Here is an 11986-nt window from a genome sequence, read left to right as displayed (position 1 = left end):
TCTCGCGCTTTAGTGACAACTTTACCAAACATTTAGCGGCTGTGTTTACCCTCCCGGGGCAGCTTGAAAATGCAAGCGCTCAGGACGAGCGATGTCGAACCCCCATCTCACGATCGCCGAAGAAGTGCAGGCGGCCATAGCCACCGGCTCAGCCGACCGCTGCTCCGGCGTGGCCGAGCGGGTCGCCTCCCTGTTCGTCGCCTCTGCCGGCAGCCTGGATATCGAGCAGCACGCGCTGTTTGCCGACGTCTTCGAGCGTCTCGTCAATACCATCGAGCTGCGTGCGCTGGCCGACGTCGGGGCCCGGATCGCACTCGCCGAACTCAGCGCCCAGCTCGCCCCGATCCCGCAGGCGCCGGCCGGCGTGATCCGGCGGCTGGCCCATCATGACGACATCGCCGTCGCGGGGCCGGTGCTTTCGGAATCGCCGCGGCTGAGCAGCGAGGATCTGATCGAGATCGCGCAGACGCGCAGCGAGAAGCACCTGATGGCGATCGCCGGGCGCTGGTGGCTGCAGGAGATCGTGACCGACGCGCTGCTCGCGCGACGCTATCCGAGCGTGAGCCGGCAACTCATGAAGAACCCCGGGGCGCGGGTGTCACCCGCCGGATTTGCCGCCATCGTGGCGCAAGCGGCGGGAGACGCGGAGCTCACGGTCGCGGCCGGCATCCGCGCCGATCTGCCGGCAGCCTTGCGCAGGACCCTGTTGCAGCGCGCGACGGAGGCGGTGAGGGTGCGCCTGCTCGCGTCGGCGCCGCCGCATCTCTACGAGGAAATTCGCAGCGCCATTTCATCGGCCACGCTCGACGCCGAGCGCGAAATGTCGCGCAATCGCGACGCGGGCAGTTCCAAGGTGGCAGTCGGCCAGCTGAAGCAGGGCGGCAAACTGACCGAAGCCGCGCTGCTGGAATTTGCCCGCCAGCGGCGTTACGGCGAGACGATCGCGGCCATCGCGGAGCTCGCGAAATGCAGCATCGAGCTGGTGCGGCCGCTGATGCAGAGCCTGCGCAGCGACGGCATCCTCGTGCCGTGCAAGGCCGCTGGACTGAGCTGGGTCACGGTTGCCGCGATCCTCGATAGCCGGTTCGTTTCAGGCGCAACGCCCCCCGACGAGCTGACCAAGCTCAAGAACAAATATCTCGAACTGAAGCAGGACGAGGCGCTTCGCCTGCTGAAGCTCTGGTCGGTTCGTACCACGGGCTCCTCGCACTGAGGACGGCTCGCCCGGGCAGCAAAGGCGCTTGGGCGACCTGCTGCAGTGCAGCAAGACAACCGAGGGGCGTTCGGCCATATCCACGCACCTTTGATCTTTTAAAATCAGGGGTTGTATCGTATCCTCTCCGCTGCCTGCGGGAGATGCCCCGGTCAGACCGGTCAGGAATGACTCCCGTCGAGGAGATCGTGATGGGTGTCGAGCTTCGTCCGCTGGGCGTGACCTGCAACATCATGTGCCAGTATTGCTACCAGAACCCGCTCCGGGACAGCGGCAGCCTGCGCCCGCGCTATGACATCGATGCGATGCTGGCCGCCCTCGCAGAGGACGATGAGCCGTTCACGTTGTTCGGCGGCGAGCCGCTGCTGCTGCCGCTGCCGGATCTCGAGAGGCTGTGGGCATTCGGACTGGCGCGCTTTGGCCGCAACCGGATCCAGACCAATGGCACGCTCATCACAGACCGCCACATGGAGCTGTTCGCGACCTACGCGGTTCATGTCGGCATTTCCATCGACGGCCCTGACGCTTTGAATGATGTCCGCTGGGCCGGGTCCCTCGACAGGACGCGGGACCTCACCAAGAGCGTCGATCGTGCGATCGCCGGACTGTGCGAGCGGGGCCTGCATCCGAGCCTGATCATCACGATGCATCGGGGCAATGGCCTGCCGCAGCACTGGCCCTCGATGGACAGCTGGCTGCTGGAGATGCAGGCGAGGGGGGTGCGAAATGTCAGGCTGCATGCACTCGAGGTCGACTCGCCCGCCGTGCAGGCGCATTGGGCGATGACCGATCCCGAAACCATCGCGGCGTTTCTGCACTTCTATCGATTCGAGCGCGAGCACCTCACCTCGATGCGCTTCGACATCTTCGACGAGATGCGGGCGCTTCTTCGTGGGCTGGACGACCAGACCGGCTGTGTCTGGCACGGTTGTGATCCGTATACGACCGGCGCGGTGCACGGCATCGAGGGATTTGGCGAGCGCAGCAATTGCGGCCGCACCAACAAGCGCGGGATCGACTTCATCAAGACCGAGGCTGCCGGCTATGAGCGCAGCATTGCCCTGTGGTTCACCCCGCAGCCGGCCGGCGGCTGCCGCGACTGCCGCTTCTTCGCGATGTGCAAGGGCCAATGCCCGGGAACCTCGATCGACGGCGATTGGCGCAACCGCAGTGCGCAATGCGCGCTCTGGACCGCGCTGTTTGTCCAGATCGAGGAAGACCTGCTCGCTGCAGGCGAAACGCCGTTGTCCTGCGATCCTCGTCGCGCCGAGATCGAGCACAGGCTCATCAAGTCGATGATGGACGGCCGGGTCCCGTTGCTGACGGAGATCATGGACGATTTGAGTGGATCGCCGCCTGTGGCGGTTTGAGATCCAGGACGTTTGCGAAAGAGAATTTGGCCGATCAAATGTCCGAGCATGCCGCGATCCTCCCTCCGATCCGCCCGCCATTCGTTCGCATCGGCTGGGTCTCGGAGGCTGCGAGAAAGGTGTGGGAGCCGCGCTTCGAGCTGATCAGGACGGAATGGAAAGTGTTGCGTTGGCGGGCGGTCGCGGCCGGTTTGAGCCGGGCATCGATCAGCACCGTCAACCCCGAAGCTCTCGACGAGATGGCGCTGCAGGTCGAACGCGCAGGGCTCGCGCTCATACCAGTCCGACTAGCGGTCGAGGCGGTCCCGAAATTGCCGTCGTCGCAGACGCGGGCAAGACTGCCGCTCGAAGTCACCATCGCTGTCGTCCGTGCTCGCGACACGGATGAGTTCGAAGCCGACTGGCAGCGCGATCCGGCACGCACATTGCGGGACTGGGCAGGGTGTCCCCATTGTTGCGCCGAGGCGCTGCGCCGCCGCGAGCGCCGGCCGCTGGATCCGGTCTGGGCGAGCGCGCTGTTCGAGAGAACCGAAGCGTCGGGACATCGGCGGATCGAGCTGCCGTCGCGGCCGGCGACGAACATGCTCTGGCGGTCAATTGATCTCTGCATCATCCCGCACTGGCCTTGCCGGCTCGATTGCCCGGCAAGCGCCGCGCTCGCGGCGAACATGCTCGCATTCGGCCGAGCGCATTGCGGGCAGACGACGGAGTGGCTGCTCGATGTCCTGACATGGCCGGCCGAGTGGTCGATGATGCACGGCATCGCCGAGCTGCACGCGCCGGTCTGCCGGATCACGGCATCGACCTCCTACAGCAGCGCACGCCGCGAAATTATCTATCATGGCGCGACCTGGCCCGTTGAAGGCGCGAGCGGCTTGCGCTTCCCGTATCGGGCACCATCGCGCGAACGCTGGACGGGGTCGAAGAGCTTTCGTGGGGGAACGCTGACGACAGGGTAGGCGGTCCTACTTCCCTGGCCCGAGTGAAAATACAATCTCCGCGAGTTGTGATGTATCTACTGCCGCAAAAGTGTTATATGCTCCGCTTTGCGTTGATTGACCACCTTCATTGCCAAGAGCGATTATCGGGAGACTCCAAGATGTCTTACATGGACAAGAAGATTCAAATCACTGCGGACCTTGCGAAAGTGAAGGCTGCGGCGGCCCAGCTGAAGAGCCAGGCCAATGCCGCGGACGAGCTCCAGAAGGATCCGCAGGGATATCTCGCCCAAGTCGGCATCGAGATCGATTCGAACACGGCCGATCTGATCAAGGATCGCCTGTCGGGCCAGAAGGCGACCGCCGCGCCTGCTTCGGTCATTCACGTCGACGTCTGACCGCGATCTCAAGCCGGCCGGACAATGTCTGCATTGCCCGGCCGGAAACGTGCTGCAGCTCCGACCTCCGTCAAAGTCAGTTCCTGCCCCTGGGAGCAGCTGGACATGCATTCGCGTGACCGGGTGACGAAACCGACTGAGCTTGTCTTCAATATCAGTTACCGCTGTCCGCTGAAGTGCAGCCATTGCTGCTTTTCGTCGGATATGACTCAGCTCGACGTGCTGCCGCAGGACCTGATGATCGCAGCGATCGATGATGCAGCCGTCGCTCACGACATGACGCGGATCAATCTGGTCGGCGGCGATCCATTCCTCCAGCCCGAATTGATGCGCGCTGCGGCATCCCGCGCCAGGTCGTTCGGCCTCTCCACGTCCGCGACCACCAGCGCCTATTGGGCGACATCCGAAGCGAAGGCCGAGCGGATCCTGACTCCACTGGTTGAAGCAGGTCTCGAACGGATCATCATCTCTTTCGACGACATGCATGCCGAATTCTTGGACGGGCGCAATATCGCGCATGCCTACCGGGCTGCCCGTTCGCTCGGATTGGACGTGCTGATTGCCGTCGTGACATCGCCGGGCAGCGTGATCGACCGGTCCCGGATCTTCGATCTTCTCGGTGTCGACCCTGACTCGGATCCGCAGCTGTCGGTGTACGAGACGGCGATCAACTCCACGGGACGCGCCGTCGACGATGTCAGCGCGTCCGACCTCGACGCAAGGCGGCATTCGCCACAGGTCTATCGCGGACCATGTCCCTCGGTGCTGAGGCATTTCTCCGTGGCCCCGAGCGGGAACGTTCTGCCCTGCTGCGGCGTGCTGCCGTTTCATGCCGCGATGAGCGTCGGTGATCTGAACGAGACGCCGATGTCCGAGGCGATGTCCCGCGCCTACATGGACCCGGTGTGGAAGTGGATCGCCTTCGAAGGTCCGATCGCTCTGCTCTGCGAAATCACGGCGGAGACCGAACGACCGCTCGCGGCCAGCGATTTCGACGGCATCTGCACGGCGTGCGACCGTCTGTTCTCAAATCCCGAGCTGCTGCAATTGCTCGACAGCCATCTGCCGCGGAAGCTGCCAACGTTGACGCTGCTCGAGCACATGTTCGAGGCAGTGGGTGTATTTCATTCGGTGCCTCCGCCGTCGTCCGACCTGTCCGCCAAGTTCTGACAGCCCAAGTTCTGAGAGCCATTGCCATGACCATATCCGTTGCGCTGGTTGCAGCGCCGTTCCTGGCCTTGACGCGGCCCGCGCTGGGGATCAGCACGCTCCAGGCGGCCCTCGAGGACCGCGGGATCGACGCACGGCAGTACTATCTCGGTTTTGCGTTTGCCGAGTTGATCGGCGCCGACACCTTCCAGTTCATCGCGGAGCAGGTTCAGACCAGCCTGCTGATCGGTGAATGGGTGTTCGCCGCGACCTTCGAAAACGCTCCTGATCCTGTCGCGGAAGCCCGGCACCGGGAGCGAATGGAAGCCTATTGCGGCAAGCATTGGCCCGCGGTCGTCGCGGCGCGCGATGCGGCGGAGAGGTTCGTCGACCGGTCGGCTCGTCTGCTGATCGCAGACGGCGCCCGCATCGTCGGCTTCTCGTCGACGTTCCAGCAGAATTGCGCGTCTCTCGGCATCGCGCATCGCATCAGGCAGCTCGCGCCGGACACGATCATATGCTTCGGCGGCGCCAACTGCGAGGGGCCGATGGGCGAGGCGCTGCTCGAACGCTTCCCGCAAATCGACTATGTGTTTCGCGGCGAGTCCGACCGGACCTTCCCGGATTTCGTCGAGCGCTTCCTTGCAGGCACCTTGCCTTACAGTGAAAGCACCGACGTGCTGGGCCGCGTAGGCACGAATGGAAGGATCGCGGAGACTCCGCTGCAGAATCTTGACGAGCTTCCCGTCCCCGACTTCACCGACTATTTCGCGGAGCTGAGGCAGGCGTCGTTCTGCGATGATCTGCTCCCCGCGCTGCCGTTCGAGAGCTCGCGCGGCTGCTGGTGGGGCATGAAGCACCACTGCACATTCTGCGGCCTGAACGGCGCGACGATGGCGTTTCGCACCAAGTCGGCCGAGCGCGTGCTGGCCGAGCTCGCAACACTATCCGCGCGCTGGAGCGTCAAGCGCTTCGAGGCGACCGACAACATTCTGAACTTGAAGCATGTCGACGCCGTGTTCGGCCACCTCGCCAACACCGCGCCGTCGCCTTACCGGATCCTCTACGAGATCAAGTCGAACATGCGCCCCGAGCAGCTGCGTACGCTCGCGCGCGGCGGGGTGACCTGGGTTCAGCCGGGCATCGAGCATCTCGACAACGATGTCCTGCGCCTGATGGAAAAGGGCGTGACCGGGCTGCAGAACGTCCGCGTGCTCCGAAGCTGTGCCGAGATCGGACTCCGGCCGATCTGGAACGTGCTGTGCGGCTTCCCCGGCGAGCGGCCTGCGGCCTACGCCAAGATAGCGCGATGGTTTGCGCTGCTGGAGCATCTGCAGCCGCCGACCGGACATTGCCGGATCAGGCTCGACCGCTTCAGCCCGTACTTCAACCACGCGGCCGAGTTCGGGTTTGAAAATGTCGCTCCCGCGCTGGCCTATCAGGCGGTCTATGGCCAGCCGGAAGATGTGCTGACGCGGCTCGCTTATTTCTTCGATGGCACGGCGGCCAACACCGCGTCGGATGATGATCTCGCGCCGCTCGGCGCGGCGATCAGGCTTTGGCGGTCTGCACATGTGGACGGCACCGCAATGCCGATACTGGCGGTGGTCGGATTGGGTCCGTTGTCGATCCTCAAGGACACGCGCCGGATCGCAACCGAGACATGGCGCATCCTCGATCCGATCGAGATCGCCGTGCTGGACGCCTTCCGAGAACCAGTTCGCATCGACGCGACCCTCGGGCGACTGGTCGACCAGGAGACCTCCTGGCCAGAGGTGGAGCAGAGCTACGCCGGCCTGGTCGCCAGCGGGTGCATCCTGGAAGACGAGGACTGCGCGCTGACACTGGTCACCAGCACCGAAGCCCTCGTCATCGACGACGAATGCCGGCGCGATTTCCCCGGCGGCTGGCTGCGCCCGATCGCCAGGGACGGCTCCGGCGCGTCGTCCGCTCAGCTTCAATTCTGAATCAACATCCGTCGCGGGAGGAGACAATGATCGACTGGTCGCGGGCCGCGGCACCACAGGATGATCTGTATGACGCATTGCTGGCCTGTCATCTCGCCAGCACGACCACGAACGCTCACCGGCCGGAGCCGTTCGTGCACCGGGTCGCCGGCCATTCGCCGCGCATCTTCGATGGCGCCGTGTCGGTTCGCTACGTGCAGCCGACCGCGCCGGGGGCGCCCGTATTCAGCAACGGTCCGCTGGAGCACCCCAACATCGATGCTGCCGTCGACTACGTGCGGCGCTGGCCGGTCGCCTTCGAACAGATGCGCATGCTCATCGATTCCTTCCATCCGTTGGCGCGTCCCGATGTTGCGGAGAGCGACTATCGCGAGGGCTACGGATCCTACAGCGGCTCGACCGACGACCGGCTGGGCACGCTGTTCGCCACCATCTTCGATCCGATCGGCCTGGCCCAGGCGTTCGTGCACGAGATGGGACACAACAAGCTTCGCGCGCTCGGCATCAATCTGGAATCCGCGGATCGGCTGGTGTTGAATCCGGCGGACGAGTTGTATGTCAGCCCCGTCATCAAGGATCGTTTGCGCCCGATGACCGCGGTGCTGCACGCGGAATATTCGTTTGCCTACATCACGGCGCTCGACATCGTGCTGATCGAGACCGAGCCGGATGAAGAGCGGCGCCAATTGCTGTTTCGCCTGCTGCGGCGCAATCTCGCCCGCATTGAGGAGGGGGTCGACGAGATCCGGCGGTACATCCGCGTCGACCGGGACGGAGAGGCGTTCGTTGCCGGCCTCTATGCCTGGATCGACGCGTTGATCGCGCGAGGCCGGCAGTTGCTCGAGACCCGCGAGGCGGCGGCGGTGCACTGAGGAGGCCGTCGTTGGACCTGTCAACGTGGCGAGCGCTGATGTCCGGCGAACGGCCCGCGCCGGATTGGCTTGCGGCCGACAACGGCTTCGCGTCCGTCTGCGGAATGCGAGAGGCTCACGCTCCCATCGCCGCGGCCGTAAGAACGGTCACGGCCGGGGCGCGCTACAACATCATCGATCTCGGATGCGGCAATGGGGCGCTGTTGGCCGCGAGTTGCGAAGGGACGCCTGATCTGCAGCCGCTCGGCATCGAGCGAGATTCACGAAAGCTCGTCCATGCGCGAGCGATGTTCGGACGAGCGGTTTCGCACTGGCCGAGTTGCGACATGTTCGCTTGCCCCGCACCTCTTGAGACGGCCGCTGATCGGAGCGTCGTTTTGATCATGCCCGGACGGTTGCTCGAAGCGGGCGCTGACAGGGCTGCCACACTGTGTCGGTGGCTTCGCAGCCACGCCGACATCATCCTCTGCTACGCCTATCCCGATTGGATCGCGCGCTACGGCAATCTTGATGAACTCGGCAGACGCGCCGGCTTTGCATCATTGGAAAGCGTAGGACCCGACCGGACGATTGCGATCGGCCGGCTTCCCTGAGTTGCCGTTGACCCGCGCTAGAACCCAGCGACCGTGCCGTGCAGGTCGTATTCGTCGGCACGCTCGATCTTGACCGTGACGATCTCGCCGACACGCAGCGGCCGCCGGCTGGACAGATAAACGGCGCCATCGATGTCCGGGGCATCGGCCTTGGTGCGGCCCTTGGCGACGCTCGGCCCGACCTCGTCGATGATCACCTGCTGACGCGTTCCGACCTTGCGCTTGAGCCTGCGCGCCGAGATCTTCTGCTGGCGGGCCATGAGCGCGTCCCAGCGCTCCTGCTTGACCTCGTCCGGGACCTGGTCGGGCAGGGCGTTGGAGGTCGCGCCGGCCACCGGCTCGTATTTGAAGCAGCCGAGCCGATCGATCTCGGCCTCATCCAGCCAGTCCAGCAGGTAGGCGAAGTCGGCGTCCGTCTCGCCGGGGAAGCCGACGATGAAGGTCGAGCGCAGCGCAAGATCCGGGCAGGTCGTCCGCCACGCCTTGATCCGGTCCAGCGTCTTGTCCTGCGCCGCCGGGCGGCGCATCGCCTTCAGGACGTTGGGGCTGGCATGCTGGAACGGGATGTCGAGATAGGGTAATATCTTACCGTCCGTCATGAGGCCGATCACCTCGTCGACATGCGGGTAGGGGTACACGTAGTGCATGCGCACCCAGGCGCCGAGCTCGCCGAGCTCGCGCGCCAGATCGAGGAAGCGAGCCCGGACGTTGCGGTCCTTCCAGGCGCTTTCGGCATATTTCAGGTCCAGCCCATAGGCCGAGGTGTCCTGAGAAATGACCAGGAGCTCCTTGACCCCGGCTGCGACCAGCCGCTCGGCCTCGCGCAGCACGTCGGCCGCGGACCGCGACACCAGATCGCCGCGAAGCTTCGGGATGATGCAGAAGGTGCAGCGGTTGTTGCAGCCTTCGGAGATCTTCAGATAGGCGTAGTGCCGGGGCGTGAGCTTGATGCCCTGCGGAGGAACCAGGTCGAGATGCGGGTTGTGCGCCGGCGGCGACGCGCGATGGACGGCGTCCAGCACGCTCTCATACTGCTGCGGGCCGGTGATCGACAGCACGCCGGGATAGGCCTGCTCGATCTGCTCCGGCTCGGCGCCCATGCAGCCGGTAACGATGACCTTGCCGTTCTCGGCCATGGCCGCGCCGATCGCCGACAGCGATTCCTGCTTGGCGCTGTCCAGGAACCCGCAGGTGTTGACGATGACGACGTCGGCGCCGTCATGCTTCCGGGCGAGCTCGTAGCCCTCGGCGCGCAGGCGCGTGATGATGCGCTCGGAATCGACCAAGGCCTTGGGACAACCGAGCGAAACAAAGCTGATCTTGGGCGCCGAACCCTGCTGCATCTTGGAACTGCCTGATGAGATAGGCGTCAGCTAGTCCGAATTGTCCAGAAAGACAAGGCTTTGAGGCGGCCACGTCCATGCTATGGGTGAGGGCCCGGACAACCTGGTGATCGATGAGCGCCGAGCAATCGCCTAAAATCGTGATCGTTGACGAAAGCCCGATCCGCGCGGCCATCCTGGAGGAGGGCTTGCGGGAGGCGGGTTTTACCGGCGTGGTGCATGTCAGCGAGATGCAGGGTCTCCTGGCGCGCATCTATGCCCTGGACCCGGATGTCATCGTCATCGACCTGGAGAACCCCAGCCGCGACGTGCTGGAGCAGATGTTCCAGGTCAGCCGCGCCGTCCGCCGGCCGATCGCGATGTTCGTGGACCAGAGCGACGCGGCCTCGATCCAGGCCTCGGTCGAGGCGGGCGTCTCCGCCTACATCGTCGATGGGCTGAAGAAGGAGCGGATCAAGCCGATCCTCGACCTCTGCATCTCGCGCTTCAATGCGTTCTCCAAGCTTCAGGACGAGCTCGAGCGCACCAAGTCCGCGCTGGAGGACCGCAAGGTGATCGACCGCGCCAAGGGCATTCTGATGAAGATGAAGGGCTTCACCGAAGAGGAAGCCTATGTGCTGTTGCGCTCCACGGCCATGCGCGAAAAGAAGAAGATCGGCGAGATCGCGCAGTCGATCCTGACCGCCTCGGAGTTGTTGAAATGACCGGCCCGCTTCGCATTGGCTTCATCCCGCTGGTCGATGCCGCCGCGCTGATCGTCGCCGTCGACAACGGCTTCACCGCGGCCGAAGGTCTCGACGTCACGCTGGTCCGAGAGGTGTCGTGGTCGAACGTGCGCGACAAGCTCAACATCGGCCTGTTCGACGCGGCGCATCTGCTGGCTCCCGTCGCCATCGCGTCGAGCCTGGGCATCGGTCACGTCAAGGTGCCGATCGTGGCTCCTTTCAATCTCGGGGTGAACGGCAACGCGATCACCGTGACGCCGGCGCTGCATGCGGCGATCATGGCCAATCTCGATGGGGATCGTTTCGACCCGATGGCGACGGCGCTGGCGCTGGCGCGCGTCGTCGCGGAACGGCGCAAGGCCGGGCGCGAGCCGCTGACGTTCGGCATGACGTTTCCGTTCTCGACCCACAACTATCAGTTGCGGTTCTGGATGGCCGCAGGTGGCGTCGACCCCGATGAGGACGTCCGCCTCGTGGTGCTGCCGCCGCCCTACATGGTGGAGAGCATCGCCAACGGTCACGTCGACGCGTTCTGCGTCGGAGCACCGTGGAACTCGATCGCAGTCGATCTCGGCATCGGCCATATTCTCCACTTCGTGTCTGACGTGCTGGTGCGCGCGGCCGAAAAGGTGCTGGCGGTCAGGCAGAGCTGGGCTGACAAGAATCCCGGCGCTCTCGCCGGCCTGGTTCGCGCCTGCGCCAAGGCCGCCAATTTCATCGAACAGAACCACGCAGAATCCGCGCGCATCCTGGCTCAGCCGGAGCGCATCGGCGTCGATGCGGAGGTGCTCCAGCGTACGCTGGACGGCCGCCTCAAGATCTCGCCGGACGGCACCTTCCGCGAAAGCTCGCGCTATCTGCTGGTGGGCCGCGAAGACGCGGGCCGGCCCGAGAGGATCCAGGCGGCATGGCTCTATGCCCAGATGGTGCGGTGGGGCCAGACTCCCCTCAGTACTGAAGCCCTGGGCACTGCCATGGGCGTGTTCCGGCCGGACATCTACGACGCGGCCATGGGCACGGCCGCGGTCGGCACGGATGCCGCCATCGGCGCATTCGCCGGTCCGCCTTTCGCGGCGGACGACGTGATCGGCCATCTCAAGGCCTTCAAGATCGGCCGCTGGACGGCCTGATTCACGCACCGATCAGGGTCTGGGCACCGTGTGCCGTCGACCAATTTTTGGGCGGCGTGCCCGTATTTCGAGGCTTGAGTCGGTTAACTTGCCTTCATTGATTCGATCAGCATTCTGATTTTACACGCTTTTCCTGATTTTTCAGGCTGGCACGCAACTTGAATATTGCAGTGCAGTCAGCCGCCGCAGATGCCGCTGACTGCAATCCGTGTCGGATTTCCGCAGCAACGAAGCTGGTCGGATCTTTCATCGGAAGCAGGCCATGTCGGCCTGTCGGACGGTGCGATC

Annotated in this window: 11 protein-coding genes; 10 read left to right on the top strand and 1 reads right to left on the bottom strand. The window is 64.5% G+C overall.

What is annotated here, in order from left to right; all coding sequences use genetic code 11:
* The first annotated feature begins 91 nt into the window (after window positions 1-91).
* The 8 genes from ACQR10_RS05270 to ACQR10_RS05235 all read left to right on the top strand — a co-directional run bounded on the left by ACQR10_RS05270 (window position 92) and on the right by ACQR10_RS05235 (window position 8500).
* Window positions 92-1213: a DUF2336 domain-containing protein gene (locus ACQR10_RS05270; protein ID WP_316178795.1), complete on the top strand. Its 1122-nt coding sequence runs from the start codon at window positions 92-94 to the stop codon at window positions 1211-1213.
* A gap of 167 nt (window positions 1214-1380) precedes the next feature.
* The gene (locus ACQR10_RS05265) at window positions 1381-2583 is read left to right on the top strand and encodes a radical SAM protein (protein ID WP_316215787.1); all 1203 of its coding nucleotides are present in this window, start codon (window positions 1381-1383) and stop codon (window positions 2581-2583) included.
* A 38-nt stretch (window positions 2584-2621) separates the two neighbouring features.
* Window positions 2622-3542 (top strand): hypothetical protein, encoded by a 921-nt coding sequence (locus tag ACQR10_RS05260; RefSeq protein WP_316215788.1) that lies wholly within the window; start codon window positions 2622-2624, stop codon window positions 3540-3542.
* A gap of 140 nt (window positions 3543-3682) precedes the next feature.
* Entirely contained in the window at window positions 3683-3919 is a 237-nt protein-coding gene (locus ACQR10_RS05255) for a hypothetical protein (RefSeq protein ID WP_315800010.1), read from the top strand.
* A 24-nt stretch (window positions 3920-3943) separates the two neighbouring features.
* The gene (locus ACQR10_RS05250; protein WP_434847990.1) at window positions 3944-5089 is read left to right on the top strand and encodes a radical SAM/SPASM domain-containing protein; all 1146 of its coding nucleotides are present in this window, start codon (window positions 3944-3946) and stop codon (window positions 5087-5089) included.
* 26 nt (window positions 5090-5115) lie between these two features.
* On the top strand, window positions 5116-7035 hold the full coding sequence (locus ACQR10_RS05245; protein WP_316215790.1) for a RiPP maturation radical SAM C-methyltransferase: 1920 nt from the start codon (window positions 5116-5118) through the stop codon (window positions 7033-7035).
* Between the two features lie 26 nt (window positions 7036-7061).
* Window positions 7062-7907 carry an aKG-HExxH-type peptide beta-hydroxylase gene (locus ACQR10_RS05240; RefSeq protein ID WP_316178789.1) on the top strand — a complete coding sequence of 282 codons (846 nt, stop codon included), beginning with the start codon at window positions 7062-7064 and terminating at the stop codon, window positions 7905-7907.
* 11 nt (window positions 7908-7918) lie between these two features.
* Complete coding sequence (locus tag ACQR10_RS05235) at window positions 7919-8500, top strand: hypothetical protein (protein WP_316215791.1); 582 nt, start codon at window positions 7919-7921, stop codon at window positions 8498-8500.
* A 17-nt stretch (window positions 8501-8517) separates the two neighbouring features.
* Here the strand turns inward: ACQR10_RS05235 and rimO are convergent, their stop codons facing one another.
* Window positions 8518-9843: a 30S ribosomal protein S12 methylthiotransferase RimO gene (rimO, locus tag ACQR10_RS05230; RefSeq protein WP_316178785.1), complete on the bottom strand. Its 1326-nt coding sequence runs from the start codon at window positions 9841-9843 to the stop codon at window positions 8518-8520.
* 113 nt (window positions 9844-9956) lie between these two features.
* Here rimO and ACQR10_RS05225 point away from each other — a divergent pair, with 113 nt between their 5' ends.
* Both ACQR10_RS05225 and ACQR10_RS05220 read left to right on the top strand, forming a co-directional pair.
* On the top strand, window positions 9957-10547 hold the full coding sequence (locus ACQR10_RS05225; RefSeq protein WP_315800004.1) for an ANTAR domain-containing response regulator: 591 nt from the start codon (window positions 9957-9959) through the stop codon (window positions 10545-10547).
* Window positions 10544-11698 carry a CmpA/NrtA family ABC transporter substrate-binding protein gene (locus ACQR10_RS05220; protein WP_315800003.1) on the top strand — a complete coding sequence of 385 codons (1155 nt, stop codon included), beginning with the start codon at window positions 10544-10546 and terminating at the stop codon, window positions 11696-11698. Before ACQR10_RS05225 ends, ACQR10_RS05220 begins: the two co-directional genes overlap by 4 nt.
* Window positions 11699-11986 lie beyond the last annotated feature (288 nt).

It is taken from the genome of Bradyrhizobium sp. HKCCYLRH2060, from assembly GCF_051168135.1.
Taxonomy (GTDB): domain Bacteria; phylum Pseudomonadota; class Alphaproteobacteria; order Rhizobiales; family Xanthobacteraceae; genus Bradyrhizobium.
The sequence above is the reverse complement of the archived record's forward strand: the minus strand, read 5'-3'. Positions and strand labels throughout refer to the sequence as shown.